The organism is Micromonospora sp. CCTCC AA 2012012 (assembly GCF_040499845.1).
Taxonomy (GTDB): domain Bacteria; phylum Actinomycetota; class Actinomycetes; order Mycobacteriales; family Micromonosporaceae; genus Micromonospora; species Micromonospora mangrovi.
In genome coordinates, this window is sequence record NZ_CP159342.1 from 3,120,765 (window position 1) to 3,142,137 (window position 21,373).

General features: G+C 74.9%; 20 protein-coding genes. 8 read left to right on the forward strand and 12 right to left on the reverse strand.

Going from position 1 to position 21,373, the window contains the following annotated elements; translation table 11 throughout:
* Positions 1–27 precede the first annotated feature (27 nt).
* Positions 28–978, forward strand: a complete 951-nt coding sequence (locus tag ABUL08_RS13495) for a TIGR03557 family F420-dependent LLM class oxidoreductase (RefSeq protein ID WP_350937999.1) — start codon at positions 28–30, stop codon at positions 976–978.
* Positions 979–985: 7 nt separating this feature from the next.
* On the opposite strand, the gene ABUL08_RS13500 is transcribed toward ABUL08_RS13495, so the two are convergent.
* On the reverse strand, positions 986–1,618 hold the full coding sequence (locus tag ABUL08_RS13500) for a TetR/AcrR family transcriptional regulator (RefSeq protein ID WP_350938002.1): 633 nt from the start codon (positions 1,616–1,618) through the stop codon (positions 986–988).
* Positions 1,619–1,668: 50 nt separating this feature from the next.
* Complete coding sequence (locus ABUL08_RS13505; RefSeq protein WP_350938004.1) at positions 1,669–2,511, reverse strand: class I SAM-dependent methyltransferase; 843 nt, start codon at positions 2,509–2,511, stop codon at positions 1,669–1,671.
* Between the two features lie 113 nt (positions 2,512–2,624).
* On the opposite strand from ABUL08_RS13505, the gene ABUL08_RS13510 reads away from it, so the two are divergent.
* From ABUL08_RS13510 to ABUL08_RS13520, 3 genes are all read left to right on the forward strand, one after another.
* The gene (locus ABUL08_RS13510; RefSeq protein WP_350938006.1) at positions 2,625–4,256 is read left to right on the forward strand and encodes a RecQ family ATP-dependent DNA helicase; all 1,632 of its coding nucleotides are present in this window, start codon (positions 2,625–2,627) and stop codon (positions 4,254–4,256) included.
* Between the two features lie 63 nt (positions 4,257–4,319).
* Positions 4,320–4,823: a hypothetical protein gene (locus tag ABUL08_RS13515; protein WP_350938008.1), complete on the forward strand. Its 504-nt coding sequence runs from the start codon at positions 4,320–4,322 to the stop codon at positions 4,821–4,823.
* A gap of 125 nt (positions 4,824–4,948) precedes the next feature.
* A complete protein-coding gene (locus ABUL08_RS13520; protein ID WP_350938009.1) occupies positions 4,949–5,992 on the forward strand; it encodes an AraC-like ligand-binding domain-containing protein in 1,044 nt (347 codons plus the stop codon).
* 98 nt (positions 5,993–6,090) lie between these two features.
* On the opposite strand, the gene ABUL08_RS13525 is transcribed toward ABUL08_RS13520, so the two are convergent.
* From ABUL08_RS13525 to ABUL08_RS13560, 8 genes are read right to left on the reverse strand one after another with little or no spacing between them, the layout of a single operon-like run.
* Positions 6,091–7,074: a DNA topoisomerase IB gene (locus tag ABUL08_RS13525; RefSeq protein WP_350938011.1), complete on the reverse strand. Its 984-nt coding sequence runs from the start codon at positions 7,072–7,074 to the stop codon at positions 6,091–6,093.
* Positions 7,058–8,026, reverse strand: coding sequence for a glycosyltransferase family 9 protein (locus ABUL08_RS13530; RefSeq protein ID WP_350938014.1), 969 nt, complete (start codon positions 8,024–8,026; stop codon positions 7,058–7,060). Before ABUL08_RS13530 ends, ABUL08_RS13525 begins: the two co-directional genes overlap by 17 nt.
* Complete coding sequence (locus ABUL08_RS13535; protein WP_350938016.1) at positions 8,023–8,733, reverse strand: SDR family oxidoreductase; 711 nt, start codon at positions 8,731–8,733, stop codon at positions 8,023–8,025. The genes ABUL08_RS13530 and ABUL08_RS13535 overlap by 4 nt, the downstream gene beginning before the upstream one ends.
* Complete coding sequence (locus ABUL08_RS13540) at positions 8,730–10,217, reverse strand: PfkB family carbohydrate kinase (RefSeq protein ID WP_377522006.1); 1,488 nt, start codon at positions 10,215–10,217, stop codon at positions 8,730–8,732. The genes ABUL08_RS13535 and ABUL08_RS13540 overlap by 4 nt, the downstream gene beginning before the upstream one ends.
* Before the next feature lie 11 nt (positions 10,218–10,228).
* Positions 10,229–10,930 carry a D-sedoheptulose-7-phosphate isomerase gene (locus tag ABUL08_RS13545; protein ID WP_350938021.1) on the reverse strand — a complete coding sequence of 234 codons (702 nt, stop codon included), beginning with the start codon at positions 10,928–10,930 and terminating at the stop codon, positions 10,229–10,231.
* On the reverse strand, positions 10,930–12,147 hold the full coding sequence (locus ABUL08_RS13550) for a glycosyltransferase (RefSeq protein ID WP_350938023.1): 1,218 nt from the start codon (positions 12,145–12,147) through the stop codon (positions 10,930–10,932). Before ABUL08_RS13550 ends, ABUL08_RS13545 begins: the two co-directional genes overlap by 1 nt.
* Positions 12,132–13,106, reverse strand: a complete 975-nt coding sequence (locus ABUL08_RS13555) for a glycosyltransferase (protein ID WP_350938025.1) — start codon at positions 13,104–13,106, stop codon at positions 12,132–12,134. The genes ABUL08_RS13550 and ABUL08_RS13555 overlap by 16 nt, the downstream gene beginning before the upstream one ends.
* Entirely contained in the window at positions 13,103–14,851 is a 1,749-nt protein-coding gene (locus ABUL08_RS13560) for an HAD-IIIA family hydrolase (RefSeq protein ID WP_350938617.1), read from the reverse strand. The genes ABUL08_RS13555 and ABUL08_RS13560 overlap by 4 nt, the downstream gene beginning before the upstream one ends.
* 131 nt (positions 14,852–14,982) lie before the next feature.
* Between ABUL08_RS13560 and ABUL08_RS13565 the strand changes: the two genes are divergently transcribed.
* Both ABUL08_RS13565 and ABUL08_RS13570 read left to right on the forward strand, forming a co-directional pair.
* Positions 14,983–15,435, forward strand: coding sequence for an SRPBCC family protein (locus tag ABUL08_RS13565; RefSeq protein ID WP_350938027.1), 453 nt, complete (start codon positions 14,983–14,985; stop codon positions 15,433–15,435).
* A gap of 66 nt (positions 15,436–15,501) precedes the next feature.
* Positions 15,502–16,269: a polyprenol monophosphomannose synthase gene (locus ABUL08_RS13570; RefSeq protein WP_350938028.1), complete on the forward strand. Its 768-nt coding sequence runs from the start codon at positions 15,502–15,504 to the stop codon at positions 16,267–16,269.
* A gap of 377 nt (positions 16,270–16,646) precedes the next feature.
* Here ABUL08_RS13570 and ABUL08_RS13575 read toward each other — a convergent pair whose 3' ends face one another.
* On the reverse strand, positions 16,647–18,248 hold the full coding sequence (locus ABUL08_RS13575; RefSeq protein ID WP_350938618.1) for a phytoene desaturase family protein: 1,602 nt from the start codon (positions 18,246–18,248) through the stop codon (positions 16,647–16,649).
* An 87-nt stretch (positions 18,249–18,335) separates the two neighbouring features.
* Between ABUL08_RS13575 and ABUL08_RS13580 the strand changes: the two genes are divergently transcribed.
* Positions 18,336–19,769 (forward strand): aldehyde dehydrogenase family protein, encoded by a 1,434-nt coding sequence (locus ABUL08_RS13580; protein ID WP_350938031.1) that lies wholly within the window; start codon positions 18,336–18,338, stop codon positions 19,767–19,769.
* A 60-nt stretch (positions 19,770–19,829) separates the two neighbouring features.
* Here ABUL08_RS13580 and ABUL08_RS13585 read toward each other — a convergent pair whose 3' ends face one another.
* Positions 19,830–20,234: a ChaB family protein gene (locus ABUL08_RS13585; RefSeq protein ID WP_350938033.1), complete on the reverse strand. Its 405-nt coding sequence runs from the start codon at positions 20,232–20,234 to the stop codon at positions 19,830–19,832.
* Positions 20,235–20,383: 149 nt separating this feature from the next.
* On the opposite strand from ABUL08_RS13585, the gene ABUL08_RS13590 reads away from it, so the two are divergent.
* The gene (locus ABUL08_RS13590) at positions 20,384–21,361 is read left to right on the forward strand and encodes a YihY/virulence factor BrkB family protein (RefSeq protein WP_350938035.1); all 978 of its coding nucleotides are present in this window, start codon (positions 20,384–20,386) and stop codon (positions 21,359–21,361) included.
* Positions 21,362–21,373 lie beyond the last annotated feature (12 nt).

Here is a 21,373-nt window from a genome sequence, read left to right on the forward strand (position 1 = left end):
AAGGCGCGAACGCGGCGAGGGGGAACGATGAGGATCGGCTACTTTCTGTCCAGCGAGGAGTACACCCCGGCGGAGCTGCTGGCCCAGGCACGCGGCGCCGAGGAGGCCGGCTTCGAGGCACTGTGGATCTCCGACCACTACCACCCGTGGGTCGACGCGCAGGGGCAGAGCCCGTTCGTCTGGTCCACCATCGGCGCGCTCAGCCAGGTCTGCCGGCTGCCGGTGACCACTGCGGTCACCTGCCCCACCGTCCGCATCCACCCGGCGGTGCTGGCCCAGGCGGCGGCGACCAGCGCGGTGCTGCACGAGGGTCGCTTCGTGCTCGGCGTGGGCAGCGGCGAGGCGCTCAACGAGCACATCCTCGGCGACGCCTGGCCGCAGACCGACGTCCGGCTGGAGATGCTGGAGGAGGCGGTCGAGGTGCTGCGCGAGCTGTGGCAGGGCGACTTCGTCAACCACCACGGCAAGCACTACACGGTGGAGCACGCCCGGATCTACACCCTCCCCGAGACGCCCCCGCCGGTCTACGTCTCCGGCTTCGGCCCCAAGGCGATCGACCTCGCCGCGCGGATCGGTGACGGCTACGTCAGCACGATGCCCGACGGCGACATGGTCCGCCGGTTCCGGGAGAACGGCGGCGGCGACAAGCCGTGCCAGGCCGGCTTCAAGGCGGCGTACGCCGACAGCGAGGACGAGGGCGTGCGGATCGCGTACGAGAAGTGGCCGAACGCCGGGGTGCCCGGTGAGCTGTCCCAGGTGCTCCCCTCCCCCCGGCACTTCGAGCAGGCCGCGCAGCTGGTGCGACCGGAGATGATGAAGGAGGCGTTCGTCTGCGGCAACAGCGTCGACGCCCACCTGGAGATGATCGACAAGTACGCCAAGGCCGGCTTCGACGAGGTCTACGTGGCCAACACGGGCCCGAACTGGCCGGGCCTGTTCGACCTCTACCGGCGCGAGGTGCTGCCTCGCCTGCGCTGACCGCCGGTCAGCGGTCGGCCGGGAGGATCCCGCGCAGCAGCGTGCGCACGAGGTCGTCGATCGTCCCGGCCGGCACCTCGTCCGGCGCGGCGGGATTGAGCAGCCGCCCGAGCACCAGGTCGTGGCAGACGCCGACCAGCAGCGTGGCGACCGCGTCCGCGGCCGCGTCGGGCGCGATCCGGCCGAGACCCTGCTCGGCCCGGACGTACCCGGCCACCTCGTCACGGGTGCCCGGGCCGGGCCCGGTCGGGCCGGACAGCTCGGCGAGGCGGGCGAGGAGCCGGGGCTGGTGCAGCAGGCCGGCGAAGGCCGGCAGGATCGCCGCGTGCAGCGCGAGCGCCCGGGTCAGGTGCACCCGCAGGTTCGCCTCGACGGTGGCACTGCCCGGCGTCGGGGGCGGCCCGCCCGCCCCGGCCCAGACCGTGCGGACGTGCGCCTGCAACGCGTACGCCAGCAGCTCCTCCTTGTCGGCGAAGTGGTTGTAGAGCACGCCGTCGGCCACCTGCGCCTCGCGGGCGATGTCGCGTACGGTCAGCCCGGCCGCGCCGCGGCCCGCGATCAGCCGCTCCGCGACGGCGATCAGGTGCTCGCGCAGACTCCGGTCGCCGTCGCGCAGGACGGCCGCTCTCCTGGGTGACATCACCGCCATCCTAGGGTCGGCGGCGGGCGGGCCCGGTGCCCGTCGCCGGGTCAGGTGGTCCGGCGGTGCGCGGTGACCAGCCAGGCGGTGCCGCGCAGCCGTACGCCGTCGGGCCGCTCGTGCCGGCGCAACGCCTGCGCCATCGCCGCGCGTACCCGGGGTCCGGCGTCGGGGTCGGCCCGGTCGAGCTGGTGCCGGATCGGGCCCCAGTCGGCGAGGAAGCCGGCAGCGTCCCCGGCGTCGCGCCCCCAGACCTGCGGCGCCTCGACGGGCGCGCAGTCGACCCCGGCGAAACCGGCCTCGCCGAGCACCCGGTGGACCACGGCCGGGTCGGCCAGCGAGAGCGGCTCGGCCACCGCGGTGCCGACGGTGGGCGGGACGGGCAGGTGGGCGAGCGCGGCGGCGAGCACCCGGCCCAGGTCGCCGCGGCGCACGTCGTCGAGGCAGACGAAGGCGAGCCGGCCGCCGGGCCGCAGCGCCCGCCGGACGTTGTCGAAGGCGGCCACCGGGTCGGCGAAGAACATCACGCCGAACCGGCTGAGCGCCACGTCGAAGGTGTCGGCCGGGAAGGGGTGGACCTGGGCGTCGCCCCGGACGAACTCGACGTTCGGCACGCCCTCGGCGGCGGCGCAGCTCCGGGCCCGGTCGAGCATCGGGGCGGAGAGGTCGACGCCGACGGCGTGCCCGCCGGCGGCGCGGCCGGCCGCGAGCCGGGTGAGCTGCCCGTTGCCGCAGCCCACGTCGAGGACCCGGTCGCCGGGTCGGACGGCGGCCAGCAGCGGCTCGTTGAAGCCGACGTTGACCGCGTCGTAGCGGTCGTGGTGGTCGGCCCAGTGCCGACCCTCGTAGCCGTTCCACGCCTCGGACTGGTGCCGGTTGACCACGGTGGACATGCGCGCCTCCCTCGTTGTGAACGCTTGTTCATGAGCGCGCGTTCATAATGAGGGAGGGATCCACGGCAGTCAACGGTTTCGACATTGATCGGCCCGGGTACCTCCGGCCCTCGATGAAACTGTCCACGCACTCGACGACGTTGCGCCGCGCGGCGCGGAGCCTCTTCGGCTGGACCGCGCTGCGGCCCAACCAACTGGCCGCGATGCGCGCGGTGATGAAGCGCCGCGACGCCCTGGTGGTCCTGCCCACCGGCGCCGGCAAGTCGGCGATCTATCAGATCCCGGCCAGCCTGATCCCCGGACCGACGGTGGTCATCTCTCCCCTGCTGGCCCTCCAGCAGGACCAGATCGCGGCGCTCAACGAGCGGCAACGCCCCGAGCTGCGGGCCGTGCGGATCAGCTCCGACGAGAGCGCCGCCCAGCAGGCGGAGGCGATCGAGGAGATCCGCCAGGGGCGGGCGGAGTTCCTCTTCATCACCCCCGAGGCGCTCAGCAACCCGGACCGGATGGCCGAGGTCAAGTCGCTGAAGCCGGCCCTGGTCGCGATCGACGAGGCGCACTGCATCTCGGCCTGGGGGCACGACTTCCGCCCGGACTACCTGGCGCTCGGCCACCTCATCGACGGCATCGGCCGGCCGCCGGTGGTGGCGCTGACGGCCACCGCCTCCCCGCCGGTGCGCGACGACATCGTCGCCCGGCTGCGGCTGCGCGAGCCGGAGATCGTGGTCTCCGGCCTGGACCGGCCCAACCTCTTCCTCGAGGTGGCGCACTGCCCCACCGAGGACTACCGCTGGCGACGGCTGACCGCGCTGCTGCGCGACGACAAGCGCCCCGGCATCATCTACGTGCCGACCCGGCGGGCCGCCGAGGAGCTGGCCGCCCGGCTCACCGACGCCGGTTGGCCGACGAAGTTCTATCACGGTGGGATGCCGACCAACGCCCGCCACGAACTGCACGAGGCCTTCCTCGCCGACCAGGTGCCGATCATGGTGGCGACCTCGGCGTTCGGCATGGGCATCGACAAGCCCAACATCGCCTGGGTGGTGCACACCGCGCTGCCCGACTCGCCGGACAGCTACTTCCAGGAGATCGGCCGCGCCGGGCGGGACGGGGAACCGGCCCGGGTGCTGCTGCTCTGGCGCGCCGAGGACGTCGGCCTCCAGCGCTACTTCAGCGGCGGCCTGCCCGACGAGACCGAGCTGCGGGACCTGGCCGCGCTGCTGCGCAGGCAGGCCCGCACCCGCAAGGAGCTGCGCGAGGTGACCGGCCTCGGCCCGCGCAAGCTCGGCCAGTACCTCTCCCTGCTGGAGCAGGTGGGCGCCGCCGAGCCCCGGGCCAAGCAGAAGATGGGCGCCCCCCGGTACGCCCCGAAGCCCGCCGAGTCGGGCCGGGCCGCCCTCGCCGAGGCGGAACGCCAGCAGACCGTCACCCGGTCGCGTACCGACATGATGCGGGCGTTCGCCGAGACCACCGGGTGCCGGGGGCAGGCGCTGCTGGCGTACTTCGGTGAGCAGATGAGCGAGGTCTGCGGGCACTGCGACAACTGCCACGCGGGCACCAGCGTCGCCGGCGACGGGGCGAGCGGTCCCTTCCCGGTGCACAGCCAGGTCCGGCACCCGGAATGGGGTCCCGGTCTGGTCCTCAGCTACGAGGAGGACCGGATGACGGTGCTCTTCGACGAGGTGGGGTACAAGACCCTGTCGGTCCGCGTGGTGTCCGAACAGGGCCTGTTGACGCTGGACTAGCCTGACCCGGGCACCGCACCGGTGCCGGGCGACAACGACGACCAGGGCGAGAGGGGCTTGATCGTGATCGAGCAGCCGGCGTACACCGGGTTCGGTTTCACCGACGAGGAGTGGGGGCTGCTGGTCGGCCTCCCGCAGTCGGTGCTGACCGCGGCGAGCGCGGCGGAGTCCGACGGCACCAGGCGGACCATGGCCGAGAACGCCGCCGGGCTGGAGACGATCGGCGCCGGCCGCCAGTCGGCCAGCCCGCTGGTGGCCGCGGTCGCCGGGGAGATCGTCTCCCGGGTGGGCGACCCGGAGGCCGGCGAGGAGCTGCCGGTGATCGCGCCGGCCGACCCGCAGGCGATGATCGACGACGTGCTGGTCCGGGCCGGCCAGGCCGCGGCCCTGCTCGCCGCGAAGGTCGACGAGGGCGAGTCGGGGGCCTACCGGCACTGGCTGGTGGAGATCGCCGAGCAGGTGGTCACCGCCGCGTCCAGCGGTGGGATCCTCGGCCTCGGCGGCGACGTGGTCAGCGACTCGGAGCGCCGCTTCCGGGACCGGCTCTCCCACGTGCTCAACGACTGACGCCGCCCGGCCACAGCCGGCGGGGCCGGCACCGGCATGACGGATACTCGACGCCCCACGGATGTCGCCCGACGACACCGTGGGGCGTCCTCGATTCCGGAGGGCGACGGACAAGGGGGTCGCTGATGGACGGCACACTGCACCGGCAGGTCCTCGACACCGGGCTGGTCCCGCCGAAGGACCGGTTCGGCATGTGGCTGGACATGATCGCCGACTCGCCGGCGCCGCTGCGGATCCGCAGCGACCACGCGGACGACTTCGTCGCCCGGGCCGAGTTCATCGACCTCGGCCCGATCCGCCTGATCAACTACCGGTACCCGTCGCTGGAGTGCGTCCGCACCCGCAAGCTGGTGCAGCGCTCCGACCCGGACTACTACCTGCTCGCCCTGACCACCTCCGGCCGGGGGCTGACCGCGCAGGACGGGCAGCGCAGCGCGCTGGGCGCGCACGAGTTCACCTTCTACGACTGCTCCCGGCCGCACGAGGTGAACCACTACGGCGACGACCACGGCCGGGAGGCGGCCAGCTCCGTCGTCGCCTTCATCCCGTACGACGCGCTGCCGTTGCCACCGGGGCGGCTCGCCCCGCTCTTCGCCGGCCGGATGTCCGGCACCGAGGGGATCGGCGCGCTGGCGGCGCAGTACCTGCTGCAGATCACCGCCCGACCCGAGCAGTACCACGCGGCGGACGCCGGTCGGCTGGCCGGCGTCGGGCTCGACCTGATCTCCACGATGCTCGGGCGGCACCTGGTCTCCGAGGAGACCGTGCCCACCGAGGTACGGCGTCGCGCCCTGCTCACCCAGGTCCGCTCCTACATCCACCAGCACCTGGGCGAGACGACGCTGACCCCGCGGCAGGTCGCCGACGCGCACCACGTCTCGGTCCGGTCACTGCACCGGCTCTTCGAGGCGGAGGAGACGACCGTCGCCGCGTACATCCGGGACCAACGGCTGGAACGGTGCCGGCGCGACCTCGCCGACCCGGCCCTGCGGGACCGGCCGGTCCAGCTGATCGCCGCCCGCTGGGGGTTCCGGGACAAGGCGCACTTCAGCCGGGCGTTCCGCGCGGCGCACGAGCTGACCCCGCAGGCGTACCGGGTGCGGGAGCGGGAACAGGCACGGATCGTCAACACCGCGGCATCCCTGGTCAACTCCGAGCCGACATACTGATTGCGGGCCGGTCGCCGGGACACCGGGTCGGCCCACTGGTAACGGGGGGCCGTGGCGAGGCGCCCGCGACAGTCCCGTCGCGGGCGGCCGCCCGGTTGTCAGGCCTCCTCGAGCAGCGTCAGGACCGCCTTCTCCACGGCCTCCCGGGGCATCTGCGGCTCCACCGGCGCCAGCGACCCGTCGTGATAGAGATCCACCACGCGGGGATCCACATACGACGTACGGGCCACCGTCGGGGTGTTCCCGAGCAGCTCGGAGACACTGCGCATCACCGCGGCGACCGCCCGTTTGCGGGCCGTCGCCGACCGCTGCGGGCCGAGCGTGGCCAGTTCGGTCGCCGCCAGCACCGTCGCGTGCCAGGTACGGAAGTCCTTGGCCGTCATCTCCCCGCCACTGGCGTCGCGCAGGTAGTCGTTGACCTCGTCGCTGCGTACGTCCCGCCAGCTCCGGCCGTCCCAGTAGCCGAAGAGCCGCTCGGCGGCGCGCCGACGGCGGCGCAGGTTCGTCAGCACCTGGCACAGCTCCCGGTCCTCGATCCGGCGGACCTGGTCGATGCCGCCCTTGGCCGGGAACTCGAAGACCACGCAGCCGCCGCGGGAGCGCGCGTGCTCGGGACGGAGCGTGGCGACGCCGAAGGTGGGATCCTCCCCCACGGCGTACTGGTCGCTGCCGACCCGGAACATGCCCATGTCGAGCAGCCGGGTCACCGTCGCCAGCACCCGGTCGCGGTTGAGCCCCCGACCGGTCAGGTCGTGGTCCACCCGCTCGCGCAGCGACGGCAGGCGGCGGGCCACCTCCAGGACGTGGTCGAACTTCGCCTCGTCCCGCTTCTCGCGCCACGTCGGGTGGTAGAGGTACTGCTTGCGGCCGGCCGCGTCGACGCCGGTGGCCTGGATGTGCCCGTTCGGGTACGGCGAGATCCAGACGTCCTGCCAGGCCGGTGGGATGACCAGGTCCCGCAACCGCGCCAGCACCTCCGGGTCGCGGACCGGCTCGCCGGCCGGATCCAGGAAGAGCCACCCCTTGCCGCGCCGGCGCCGGCCGTATCCCGGCCGACCCGGATCACTACGCCGTAACCGCATCGGAACCCCGCCCCGATCGCTCGACCTCGCCCACGGCGGCCAGCACCTCGTCCACCGGGACGGCCACCACCGTCGGACGATCTCCTACCCCGCCGTCGCCGGCCCAACCGTCGACTTCGGACCGACCGGACGCGTCCAGCACCCGGTGCCACGGCCGGTCCGGGGGCGGCCCCCAGCGGGCCGGGGAGACCGGACCGAAGAGCACCACCGAGGCGGTGCCGTACCCGGTGGCCAGGTGGGCCACGCCGGTGTCGCCGCTGACCACCACCCGGGCGTCGGCGACCAGCGCGGCCAGCTCCACCAGGTCGGTGCGGCCGGCGCGGACCGACTCCGGCGGCAGTCCGGCCGCGCGGGCGATCCCGGCGGCCAGCCCGCGTTCGTCCGCCGAGCCGGTCAGCACCACCCGGTGACCCCGGTCGGTGAGCGCGCGGGCGAGCGCGGCGAAACGCTCCGCCGGCCAGCGCTTGGCGGGCACCTTGCTGCCGGGATGCAGGACGGTGGCGCCGGCCGGCACCCCGGCCCGGGGCGGACGCCGCAGCGCCAGGTCGGTCGGGTCGGCGGGCAGGCCGTACCAGTGCAGCAGCCGGCACCAGCGACGGACCTCGTGCTCGTCGTCGTCCCAGCGTGGCCCGTCGGTCCAGCCGGCGGCCGGGTTCGCGAAGGCCAGCAGGCGACCGGGGCGGGCCGCGGCGAGCATCCGGTGCGACTGCGGCCCCTGCCCGTGCAGGTTCACCGCCACCTCGGGCGGCGGGCCGGGCCAGGCCGGGCGGTCGGCCAACCCGGCGGTGGGCAGCACCCGGTCGATCCCGCCGACCAGCGCGGCCAGCGGCGCCAGCCACTGCGGTGCGGCCAGCACCAGCTCCCGGCCGGGGAGACCGGCCCGCAGCCCGCGCAGCGCGGGGACGGCCACCGCGAGGTCGCCGACCCCGAGCGCGCGCAGGGCCAGGATCACGGGTACGACGACTCCCGCTCGGCGCAGACGACGAGTTCCCGTACCGCGCACCCGGGCGGCTGGGAGAGGGCGAACATGACCGCGGCGGCGGTGTCGGCGGGCTCGTTGAGCGCGGCGTCCGGTCCCGGCCGGTACTGCGCGTCCCGCTCGTCGAAGAACGCCGTGCGCATGCCGCCCGGGACGAGCAGGGTGACCCCGACCGCGCCGGCCAGCTCGGCGGCCAGCGCCCGGGTGAAGCCGACCACCCCGAACTTGGCCGCGCAGTAGGCGGTGGCGTCGCTGACCGCCTTCACCCCGAGCGTGGAGGCGACGGTGACGATGCTCCCCCGGGACGCCTCCAGGTAGGGCAGCGCCGCGCGGATCACCGCCGCGGTGGCGAGCAGGTCCACCGCGACGATCCGTTCCCAGGTCTCCCCCGGCACGTCGGCGAGCTTGCCGGGCACGTCCATGCCGGCGGCGGTCACCACCGCGTCGAGGCCACCGGAGCGCTCGGCCAGCTCCCGGGTGGCCGACTCGGCGGCCCGGGTGTCGGCCAGGTCGCACTCGACCCACGGCACCCCGTCGGCGGGGCGCTGCCGGTCGAGCACCAGCGGCCGGCCGCCGGCCCGGGCCACCGCGGTGACCACGGCCGCGCCGAGCCCGCTCGACCCACCGGTGACCAGGACGGTCGGCCCGCCCCCCGGTGGTGGTCCGGTGCGTTCGCTCATCGTGCCCCCTCCACGGTCGACGGGGTGACCGTCGACCCGCCCGCCGGCTGCGTCACGGTCGCCGCCGGCCACTCGCCGGAGCCCCGGCCCGCCCGCGCCGCCGCGATCATGTCGGTGGTGGACCGCCCGTCCAGGTACGGCACCACCACGGTGTTGCCGCCCCAGCGGCGCAGGATCTCCGCCTCGGGCAACGATTCGTCGCCGCCGTAGTCACCGCCCTTGACCCAGATGTCCGGCCGAAGCCAGGACAACGCCGCGTGCGGGGTCGGCTCGTCGAAGATCAGCACCGCGTCGACGCAGCTCAGTGCGGCGAGCAGCCGACCCCGGTCGCCCTGCGGCACGACCGGCCGGTCGGCCCCCTTCAGCCCCGCCACACTGGCGTCGGAGTTGAGGCAGACGACCAGGCAGTCGCCGAGCTGGCGGGCGGCCTGGAGGGTCGCCACGTGTCCGGCGTGCAGCAGGTCGAAGCAGCCGCCGGTGGCCACCACCGTGCCGCCCGCCGCGCGCACCTCGGCGACCACCGCACCGGCGGCGGCCGCCCCGATCCGCTCCCCGCCCCCGGTCGCCACCACCGGGGCCACCGTCGGCACCGGGCGCGGCAGGGCCGTCGCCACTCCCCCGCCGGCCACGTACGCGGACGCCTCCGCGACCGCCGCCTGCACGGCCTCGGAGACCAGCGCGCCCCGGGCCAGCGCCACGGCGGCGGTCGCCGCGAACCGGTCCCCCGCCCCGCAGGTGTCCCCCTCGGCGGTGGCCGGGGCGGGCACCATCAGCGGGGTCGACCCGGCGTGGCAGAGCAGCGCCCCCTCACCGCCCAGGGTCACCGCGACCGCGCCGGCCCGCCACCGCCGGCGCAGCCCCTGGGCCCCCCGCGCCGCGCTGACCAACCGGGACGTGCCGGGGGTCGGCTTGACCAGCTCCCGCGCCTCCGACTCGTTCGGGGTGACCAGGTGGGTGCCGGGCACCGCCGAGGGGCCGCGCGGATGCGGGTCCCAGACCACCGGGGCCCGGGTGGCGGCGAGCGCCGCGCGCAGCGCCGGCTGCCGGGCCACGCCCCGGCCGTAGTCGCTGACCAGCACGGCGGAGGCCCGGGCGATCAGGCGCAGCACCGCCTCCGCCGGTTCACCCGGCACACCGGGCGGGCCGCCCCGGTCGTGGCGCAGCAGCACCCGACCCCGGGCCCGCAGCCGGATCTTCTCCGGGGTGGCGCCGGCCAGCGGCAGCGCGTACACCTGCACCCCGGCGGCGGTGAGCAGGGCGGTCAGCCGGGCCCCGCCGGCGTCGTCCGCGAGCGCGGTCACCAGGGCCACCTCGGCGCCCTGGTCGGCGGCGAACACCGCGGCCAGGCCCGCACCGCCGGGGCGGTCGACGTACGTGGTCTCGTCGAGCACCGGCACCGGGCTGTCCGGACAGAGCCGGTTCACCAGCCCCTCGACGTCCCGGTCCAACAGGGTGTCACCGATCACCACGACGGGTCCCGTCACGCTCGACCTCCTCATCGGGTCTCCACCTCCCGGGCCGTGCCGTCGCCGAGCACCACCTCGACGCCGGTACGCACGGGTCCGGTCCCGGAGTGTCCGGTCGGCACCCGGCCGGCGAGCGCCGCCGGCAGGGCCCGGTCGACGTGCTCGCAGAGCACGTGGGTGGCGACCAGGTGCAGCTCCTGCACCACCTGGGTGTCCACCGAGTCGATCGCGAGAGTCTCGTGGCAGGCGTCGGCGAGGGGGTTGGGGGTGGGGCCGGTGAAGGCCCAGCAGCGCAGTCCGGTGTCGTGTCCGGCCTGGGCGGCGGTGAGGAGGTTGGTGCTGGTGCCGCTGGTGGACAGGAGCAGGAGGATGTCGTGGGGTCGGCCGTGGGCGCGGACCTGGCGGGCGAAGACCTCGTCGTAGCCGTAGTCGTTGCCGATGGCGGTCATGGCGGAGGTTTCGGCGTGCAGGGCGATGGCGGAGAGGGGTTCGCGGTCGTCGCGGAGTTTCCCGACGAGTTCGGCGGTGAGGTGTTGGGCTTCGGCGGCGCTGCCGCCGTTGCCGGCCACCAGCAACCGGCCCCCCTCGGCCAGCCGCTGCGCCAGCTCGTCGCCCCAGCGTTCCAGCAGCTGCGCCGAGCGACGGAACGGCAGCAGGGCCGCGGCCAGGTTGGCCAGGTGCACGTCGAGCACGCCGCCGTCGACCCCGCCCGTGCCGACCCCCGCCGTCATCAGGCGACCACCCGGGTCGGCCGGCGCACGGCGGCGACCGCGCCGTACACCTCCGCCAGCCGGTCCGCCGTGGTCGACCAGGAATAGCAGCGGCGGGCGCGTTCCAGGGCCGCCGTGGCGTACGCGAAGCGCCGGATCCGGTCGCCCAGCAGGCGGCGGATCGCGGCCCCGAGCGCCTGCGGGTCCCGGGCCGGCACGAGGTCGCCGGTCCGCCCGTCGACCACGGTGTCGATGAGCCCACCGACGGCGCTGGCGATCACCGGTACGCCGCAGGCCATCGCCTCCAGCGGGGTGAGCCCGAACGGCTCGTACCAGGGGGCGGCGACCAGCACGTCGGCGGAGCGGTACCAGCGGCCCATCTCCTCGCGGGGCACCGCGCCGACCAGCCTGACCCGGTCGGCGATGCCGAGGGACTCGGCGAGGGCCCGCAGCCGCAGCGCGTACGGGTCGGTCTCCAGCAGCCCGGCGGGCGGCCCGCCGACCACCACGCACTCCGCCTCGGGGACCTCGGCCATCGCCCGGATCACATCCTGGAAGCCCTTGCGTTCCACCAGCCGGCCGACGGTGAGGATCCGGGGCCGGTCGCCGTCGCGGTCGGCGGCGGGGCCCAGCGGGGCGAAGGTGCCCAGGTTCACCCCGGAGGGGACCACCGTGATCCGGGTCCGCGGCACCCCCATCCGGACCAGCTCGGCGACCTCGTCCTGGCACTGCGCGACCACCCGGTCGACCGAGCGGCCAAGCTCCCGCTCGCGGTCGAGCCGGCCCGGCGGGCTGGTGTCCAGCGCGCCCTGGTGGCGACGCTTCACGGTGCCGAGCGCGTGGTAGGTCTGCACCACCGGCACCCCGGTGGGCCGGGCGGCGGCGAGCGCGGCCAGTCCGCTCATCCAGAAGTGCGCGTGCACCACCTCGGGCTGCCAGTCGCCGGTGCGCCACCGCTCCGCCAGCCACCCCCCGAACTCCGGCATGTACGGCAGCAGGTCGTCCTTGGCGACCGGCTCGGCCGGGCCGGCGGGCACGTGCACCACGTCGAAGCCGCCGGGCGCGCGGACGGTCACCGGCAGGTCCACCGCGTCCCGGCGGGTGTGGACCCGCACGTCGTGACCGGCGGCGGCGAGCGCGGCGGAGAGCTCCGCGACATGCGTGTTCTGGCCACCGGCGTCCTCGCCGCCGAGGACGGCGAGCGGGCTGGCGTGCTCCGAGATCATCGCGATGCGCATGTTTCCTCCTCCAGCAGCCGGTCCCAGTCGGCGAGGAATCGGTCCAGGCCGTAGCGGTCCCGGGCGGCCGCCCGGGCCGCCGCGCCCGCCCGGCGGGCCGCGTCCTGGTCGTCCAGGAATCCCCGGGCCGCGTCGAGCAGCACGTCGACGCGGGTGGAGAGGGCACCCGCAGCCGGTGGCACCGCCTCCACGGCCTCGGTGGTGGCGAGCGCGACCACCGGCATCCCCATGGTCATCGCCTCGACCAGGCTGAGCCCGAGCGACGTCCACCGGCACAGGTGCAGGTACGCCCGCCGCCGCGCCAGTTCCGCGTGCATCACGTGCTGCGGGACGTCGTCGTGACTGGTGATCCGGTCGGCGGGCAGGCCGAGCCGGTCGGCCAGCCCGGTCACGCCCATGCCGAAGACGTCCAGCGGGGCGAGTTCGGCGAACCGGGGCAGCAGGTCGGTGCCGGTGACCCGCCAGCGGCGGACCGGCTCGTTGATGACGACCGCCAGCCGGTCCAGCTCGCCGGTCCACTCGACCGGCGGGGCCACCACGCCGTGTTCGACGACGGCGGTGCGGGTGCCGCCGTTGTCCCAGAACAGCTCGTTGAAGTGCGTGACGTGGGTGAGCAGCAGGTCGTCCCGGTCGGCCATCGGGTGGCGGGTGTTCGACACGTCGCCCTTGGGGGTGTTGTGCTCGACATAGATCGCCGGCACGTCCCGGCCGACCCGCCGGCCCAGCCAGTCGCAGGCCAGGTCGAACTCCTCGGGGCGCTGGAGCAGGACGAGGTCCACGTCGGCGCGGCGCAGTTCCTGCGGGGTCACCTCGACGGCGCTGTCGGGCCACGGATAGGTCCGGGCCCGACCCAGCCCGTACGCGCCCCGGTCGGGGGTGACCGGCACCAGGTAGCGGTGCTTGCCGTGCACGAAGGAGGTGGTCCACGACCCGTGCACGTGCCAGACGAGGATGTTCATCGTGGGCTCCGGCCGGTGACCGGCAGCGGCGGGCCCGCCGACCGGGCGGCGACCACCGCCTCCGGGCGCGGCGACGCGTCGGGGGGCACGCCGAGCAGGCGCAGCGCCTCCAGGACGCGTCCGGGTTCGACGGCGGAGAGGCAGGGGTGCCCGGGCACCGGGCAGCGGGTGGCGCGGGTGTCCCGGCAGGGGGCCGCGGCGTCGCCGAGGCGGACCGCGGGGACCCGGTAAGGGCCCCACTGTCCGTACGGGACGGTCGGGGCGAAGAGGCTGACCACGGGCACCCCGAGCGCGGCGGCCAGGTGTGCCGGCCCGGTGTTCCCCACCACCAGCGCGCCGGCCCCGGCGATCACGGTGGCCAGCTCGGCGAGCCCGGTACGCCCACCCAGGTCGACCCCGCCGGCCGCGGCCACCCGGGCGGTCAGGTCCCGCTCACCGTCGCCGCCGGTGACCAGCACCCGGTAGCCGGCGGCACTGAGCACCCGGACGATCCGGGTGGCCAGCTCGGGCGGGCAGGCCCGGGTAGACACCGACGAGCCGGGGTGCAGCACGACGTAGCCGGGCTCGACCGGGGCCGGCGGCAGCGCGTCGACGCGCAGCCGGAGTCCCGGTTCGTCCCCGGCGGGCAGCGTGAACCCGGCGGCGGCGGCCAGCGACAGCGCCCGTTCGGGTTCGGGTACGCCGACGGGGACGCGGTGGCGGACGTCGAGGAGGCTGCCGGGGTAGTCGTCGCTGATGGCGCTGATCCGGGGCACTCCGGCCAGGCGCAGGAGCAGGGCCAGGGGTAGTGGGGACTGGTGGTAGCTGGTGAAGACGACGGCTTCGTCGGCGGCGATCTCGGCGAGCCGGTCGGTGAGGTGGCGGATGTCGGTCGGGTCGACGGGTGCGGGGTCGCCGTCGATCCAGGGCAGCGGCCATTCGATGATCTGGTCGATGCCGGGGAGGAGTTCGGCGGCGGCGCGTCCGCGGGGGCCGCAGAGCAGCACGACGCGGTCGGCTCCGGCGGCGACGGCGCGGATGCCGGGGCCGGTGACCAGCACATCCCCGGCCGCGTCGCTGCGGACCACCAGCACCCGGCCCCGCCGACGGGTCGGTGCGGGGCCGGCGACCAGTGCCATCCGGTCGAGGATCTCGGTGACCGCGGCGGGCAGGTCGGCCACCACCCGGGGCGCGGCGGCCACCTCGGCCGGGCGGGTTGCCGGGGTGGGCACCATGACGGCGGCGGCGCCCGCCGCGCCGGCAGCGATCATGTCGGCGCCGATGTCGCCGACCAGCACGCAGCGCCGGGGCGTGGTGCCGAGCGCTGCGGCGGCGGCGTGCACCAGGCCGGGTGCCGGCTTGCGGCAGGCACAGCCGTCCGGCTCGCCGTGCGGGCAGATCTGCCAGCTGTCGAACGGACCGAGCAGCTCCTCCACCCGGGCGTTGACCCGGCGCAGCTGGTCGGCGGTGAAGAAGCCCCGGGCCAGTCCGGACTGGTTGGTCACCACGGCCAGCCGCAGCCCCGCCGCCCGCAACCGGTCCAGGGCCTCCCGGGCGCCGGGCAGCGGGCGGACCTTCTCCGGGTCACCGTTGTAGGGCACGTCCTCGACCAGCGTGCCGTCCCGGTCGAGCAGCACCGCGTCGAAGAGACGGGGACCGGGCGGGAACCGGTCAGCACCCGGGTCAACCCGGGCTGACCTGCACTGATCCCGCTCGTGGTCCCGTCGCACGGCGGGCGGGTTCCCGACGCCCCGAGGAGTAAACATCATCTTCGGCGGCCCGGTCGGTGCCGTCCCCGCCCGGCCGGTGCTGCCGCCGGCCCGGTCCGGCGTTACCCGCCGCCCCGGAGAAGCTAACCCGGCGGGCCCGTTACGGGCCGACCGGGCGAGGGTATGGGATGGCGGTGGCGATCGTGGAGAAAGTGATCGAGGCTCCCCCGCAGCAGGTCTTCGACGTGCTGGCCGACGGGTGGACCTACAGCGACTGGGTCGTCGGCACCGCGCACGTGCGGGACGTGGACGACGCCTGGCCCCGGGTGGGCAGCCAGCTGCACCACCGGGCCGGGCCGTGGCCGTTCTCGTTGCAGGACTCCTCGACCGTGCTGGTCTGTGAGCCGCCGAGCAAGATGGTCATCAAGGCGGGGCTCTGGCCGGCCGGCGAGGCGATCGTGGTCTTCACCCTGGAACCGGTGGGCGACCACGCCACCCGGGTCCGCATCGGCGAGGACTTCGCCGCCGGGCCGCTGCGCTGGGTGCGCAACAAGCTCAACGACCTGGTGCTGCACCAGCGCAACAAGGAGACGTTGAACCGGCTCTCCGACATCGCCACCCGGCAGAAGGCGGACCGCTGACCCTCGGGCGCGGGGGCACTCGTTACCCTCTTCGTGAACCCTGTCGGCAAACCGAGGATGTCCGTGATGATCGAACCCGTTCAGTTGCCCTCTCCCTGGCGGGACGCGCGCCTGACCGTCGTCGTTCCCACCTACAACGAGGCGGGCAACCTCCCGGTGCTGGTCGAGCGGCTCCTCGCGCTCCCGCTGCCGGGGCTCAAGGTGCTCGTCGCGGACGACAACTCCCCCGACGGCACCGGCGAGGTCGCCGACAAGCTGGCCATCGAGCACCCTGAGCGGATCCAGGTGGTGCACCGGGCCGGCAAGGAGGGCCTCGGGCGGGCGTACGTGGACGGCATCAGCCGGGCGCTCGACGGCGGCGCGGACTACGTGGCCCAGATGGACGCGGACCTGTCGCACCCGCCGGAGGCCCTGCCCGGCATGCTCGGCGCGCTCCTGTCGACGCAGGCCGGCGTGGTGATCGGTTCCCGCTACGTGCCGGGTGGACAGCTCGACGAGAACTGGCCGCTCTACCGGCGCGCGCTCAGCGGCTGGGCCAACCTCTACGTGCACACCCTGCTGCGGGTGCGGATCCGCGACCTCACCGCGGGCTTCAAGATCTGGCGGGCCGACGCGCTGCGCGACATCGGGCTGGAGCGGGTGCAGTCCAACGGCTACAGCTTCCAGGTGGAGATGCACTACCTCGCCACGAAGCTCGGGCACACCATCCTGGAGGTGCCGATCCGCTTCGAGGAGCGCCGCGAGGGGGCCTCGAAGATGACCACCGCCACCAAGGTCGAGAGCGCGCTGATGCCGTTCAAGCTCCGCTCCCGGCACCGCAACATCGAGGGCTGACCGGGGCACTGCACCCTCACCCGGCCCGCAGCGCGTCGCCGGAGCCGTACACCGCGAGCCAGCCGGTGACGGTCGGCAACCAGCACGCTCCGTGATGCCGGCCGTTCCATCAGCCCGCCCTCGCGGGCCCCTTTGCTCTGCAGCCATCAACGCAACACCACCCTGACCTGCGGTAGAGCGCCACGCTTCGGTGTGTCGCTGCCCTCGCTTGGTGACGCAGGGTGGCTGCTGCCTGGGTGGCTGCAGAGCAAAGGCGGCAAACCCCGGCCGTCGCACCACCGGAGCCACCACAGCGCGTCACCGACGCAACAGCGCTCAGCGCACGCGCGCCACCGCGCCACGCGGGCCGCAGCGCGGCGCTTCGGAGCCGCGCGCGGTCAGCGGTAGATCGCGCGGTGGGCGGCGCCGATCGCCCCGGCGTACAGGCCGCCGGTGAGCGCGCGGTCGCGGGCCAGGGCCGCCCGGGCGGCGTTCGCCCCCGGCGCGCCGTGCACCCCACCGCCGGGATGCGCCGACGAACTGGCCAGGAAGAGCCGGTCCACCGGGGTGTCCGCGCGGCCCAGGCCGGGAATCGGCCGCAGGAAGAGCTGCTGGTACGCCGCGGCGGTGCCGCCGCCGAGCGCCCCGCCGACCAGGCTCGGGTCGCCCTTCTCCAGGTCGGCCGGACCGGCCACGTGCCGGCCCACGATCAGCGACCGGAACCCGGGTGCGGCCTCCTCCAGCACCTCCTCCATGCGCGTCACGTGCTCCGCGATCTGCTCGGCCCGCCACTCCCGCCGGAACGGCAGGTGGGTGTACGACCAGAGCGACTCCGTGCCGGGCGGCGAGTGGCTCGGGTCCGCCACCGACATCTGTCCGACCAGCAGGAACGGGTCCCGCGGCACCTCGCCCCGGGCCAGCTCGGCGGAGTAGGTGGTCAGCCCGTCGAGGTCCGCGCCGAGGTGCACCGTGCCGGCGGTGGCCAGCGACCGGTTCTTCCACGGCACCGGCGCGGAGAGCGCCCAGTCGACCTTGAGGGTGGAGCCGTCCCACTTGAAGTGGGCCAGGTCCTCCACCATCCGGGGCGGCAGCGCCGCGGCGCCGACGAGATCCAGGAAGAGCGCCGGCGCGGGCACGTCGGCGAGCACCGCCCGGCGGGCCCGCCAGGTCGCCCCACCGACCGTCCGTACGCCCATCGCGCGCCCCCGGGCGGTGAGCACCCGGTCGACGTGCGCGCCGTAGCTGATCCGGCCGCCCCGCTCGGTCAGCCGGGACACCAGCGCGTCGGTGATCTTCTGGGCCCCGCCGACGGGCACCGGCCAGCCGACCTGCTGGCCGAGCATGGCGAGCAGCCAGCCGTACACCCCGGAGCCGGCCTCCTCGGGGGACAGGTCGGTGTGCAGGGCGCAGCCGGCCAGCAGCGCCGGCCCGCCGGCCCCCTGGAAGAGCTCGTCGCCGAGCTTGCGGACCGGCACGACGAGGCGGCGGGCCAGGCGCAGTGACCCGGAGACGCGCAGCCGGCGCAGCAGGCCCAGCCCGCCGCGGACCGGCGGGAAGGGCGTGGTGATGGTGTCGAGCATCGGCCCGGCCACCTCCAGCCAGTCCGTGTACGCGTTGAGCCAGCGGTCCCCGTCGCCGGGCGCGAACGCCTCCAGCGACGTGGCGGTGACGTCGGGGTCCCGGTTGACCACCGCGGCCCGCCCGTCGGGCAGCAGGTGTGCCAGCACGTCGGGGGCGTGCGTCCAGGTCAGTCCGTGCCGGTCCAGGTCGAGGCCGCGCAGCACGGGCGAGGCGTACCCGAGGGGGTAGAAGGAGCTGTAGAGATCGCTGAGGTAGCCGGGGGCGGTGACCTCGGCGGAGCGGACCGCGCCGCCGGGGGCCTGGGTCGCCTCCAGCACGAGGACGTCCCAGCCCGCGTCGGCCAGCAGGTTGGCGGCGACCAGTCCGTTGTGCCCGGCGCCGATGACGACGGCGTCCGCGGTCTCCGGGCCGGTCGACATGCCGTTCGACATCATCCGATCCGCCTACCCGGCCGGTTACCGGGCGAAACGCGTTTGCCTCGACGGGACCGGGGCATCCACTGCCGCATGTACACGGTTGCGCAGCTCATAGGTGGAGTGTGGGGCGCGGGTGGCGCGGGAGGGGAGCTGGTCGTACACGATCCGGCGGACGGCTCCCCGGTGACCACCGTGCCGGTGGCGACGGCGGACGAGGTGGCCAAGGCCGTCGAGGCCGCGCGCGGCGCGGCGGCGGAGTGGGCGGCGACCGCCCCGGCGGAGCGGGCCGCGGCGCTGCACCGCGCCGCGGACGCGGTGGAGGCCGCCGCCGAGGACCTGGCGCGGGCCACCACGGCGGAGATGGGCAAGCCGCTGGACGACGCCCGCGGCGGTGTCGCGGCCGGCGTCGGCACCCTGCGGCAGTACGCGGAGCTGGGTCCCGTCCGCGGCGGCCGGACGCTGCACGGCGGCACTGACGCCATCGACTTCATGGCCCCCGGACCGCGGGGCGTGGTCGCCGCGATCACCCCCTGGAACGACCCGGTGGCGGTCTCCTGCGGGCTGCTCGGCGCCGCGCTGGTCACCGGCAACGTGGTGCTGTACAAGCCGAGCGAGCGGACCCCCGGGACCGGCTGGCTGCTGGCGAAGGCCCTCGACTCGGCGCTGCCGGCCGGGGTGCTCTCGCTGCTCACCGGCGGCCCCGAGGTGGGCGCGGCACTGGCCGGCCAGGAGGTCGACGTGGTGGCCCACGTCGGCTCCACCGCCACCGGCCGCGCCATCGCCGCCGCCGGGGCGCGCACCGGCGCGAAGGTGCTGCTGGAGAACGGCGGCAGCGACCCGCTGGTGGTGGACGCCGACGTCGACCCGGTCTGGGCGGCCGAGCAGGCGGCGCTGGGGTGCTTCGCCAACGCCGGGCAGATCTGCGTGGCGGTGGAACGGATCTATGTGCACCGGGACGTCGCGGAGGACTTCGTGGCCGCGCTGGTGCAGCGGGCCGAGGCGCTCACCCTGGGCGCCGGCCGGGACCCGGAGACGCAGCTCGGGCCGCTGGTGGACCGGCGGCACCGGGACCACGTGCACGGTCAGGTCACCGCCGCGGTGGCCGAGGGGGCGCGGGTGCGGACCGGCGGGACGGTGCCGGACGGCCCCGGGGCCTTCTATCCGGCCACCGTGGTGACCGACTGCCGGCACGAGATGACGCTGGTCCGCGAGGAGACGTTCGGGCCGGTCGCCCCGGTGATCGTGGTCGACTCGTTCAGCGAGGGGCTGCGCTGCGCCGCCGACTCGCCGTACGGGCTGGCGGCCACGGTGCTCACCGGGTCGATGAGTCACGCCCAGCGGGCCTGGCGGGAACTGCCGGTCGGCACCGTCAAGATCAACGCGGTCTTCGGCGGCGCGCCGGGCGGTGCCGCGCAGCCGCGCCAGGGCAGCGGCCAGGGCTTCGGGTACGGCCCCGAGCTGCTGGACGAGTTCAGCACGGTCAAGGCGGTGCACATCGAGGCGCCCGGGGGCGGCCACTGGTGACCCGTCGACCGACGACGGGAGCCCGGGACCGGCTGGTCCCGGGCTCCCGTGTGTCGTACGTCAGCGGCCGCCGCGCGCCTTGCGGGTCGCGTTGGTGTTGGCCTTCTCGATGGCCTTGACCAGTTCCGGCTTGGTCATCCGGGACCGGCCCGGCACGTCCAGCTTCTTCGCCACCTCCATCAGGTGGTCCTTGGTGGCGTTGGCGTCCACGCCGCCGGCGGTGGGTGCCCGCCGGGCCGGTCCGCCGCCCTCGGCCTGCCGGTCGCTCGGGCCCTTGCGGCCCTTCGGCTCCCAGTGGTCGCCGACCTTCTCGAACTCGTGCTTCACGGCGGCGAACGCGGTGCGGTGGGCCCGCTCTCCCTCGCCGTACGTCTCCACCGCCGAGTCGTGCGTCTTCTCCCATGTGCGCTGGGCCTTCTCCGGGGAGCGCCGCAGCGTGCTGGGCAGTACCTCGCGCCCGGGCATCTCGTCCTCCTCCGCGTCAACGGGTCACCTCCTGAGGTTCCCGCCCGGGACCGGGACAAACCGGCACCCCGTTTGTCGATTTTTCGCCCGGGGTACCGGCTCTGGCACGCGGCGGGGGTGCGCCCGGGCGCGGGACACAGGGAGCGGTCATGGCAGCGACGAGTCAGCCGGTGGTCACCGACCGGCAGCAGGCCCGGATCCCCCGCCGGATGCGCCAGCTGAGCTGGGCGACCTGGCGCGGGGTGCTGGTCCGCAGCGGGCGGAACTTCGTCAAGGACAACTGCGCGGACTGGGCCGCCGCGCTCACCTACTACGGGGTGCTGGCGCTCTTCCCCTCCACCATCGTGGTGGTCGCGCTGGTCGGTCTCGTCTCCGACGGGGAACGGACCGTGGACACCCTGATCGGGCTGGCCCGGGACGTGGGCGCCGGCTCGGTGGTCGGCAACGAGGGCTTCGTCGACGTGATCCGCGGCGTGGTCGACCAGCAGAGCTCGGCGCGGGTGCTGCTGAGTTTCGGTCTGCTCGGCGCCCTGTGGTCGGCGTCCGGCTTCATCGGGGCGTTCACCCGCGCCTCCAACGCCATCTACGGCGTCGAGGAGGGGCGGCCCTTCTACCGGCTGCGGCCGTTGCAGATCGGGCTGGCCGGGTTGTCGCTGCTGCTGCTGGCGGTGGTGGCCGTCGCGCTGATCGTCAGTGGTCCGGTGACCGACGCGGTCGGCGACCTGGTGCACGCCGGCGGGTTGGCCCGTACGGTGTGGAGCGTGGCGAAGTGGCCGGTGCTCGCCCTGCTGATGATGACCCTGCTGTCGCTGCTGTTCTGGATCGCCCCGAACGTGCGGCAGCCCCGGTTCCGCTGGCTCACCCCGGGTGGCGGCCTCGCCCTGCTCGCCTGGGTGCTCGCCTCCTTCGGCTTCGGCCTCTACGTGTCGAACTTCGCCTCGTACGACGTGACCTACGGCAGCCTGGGCGCGGTCATCGCCTTCCTGGTCTGGCTCTATCTGTCGAACTGCGCGTTGATGCTCGGTGTCCAGGTCAACGCCGAGCTGCAGCGCGGCCGGGTGCTCCAGTCCGGCGCCGGTGACCCGGGCGAGCCGGTGCTGCCGCCCAAGGCCCCGGCCGATTCGTGACCGGATGACCGG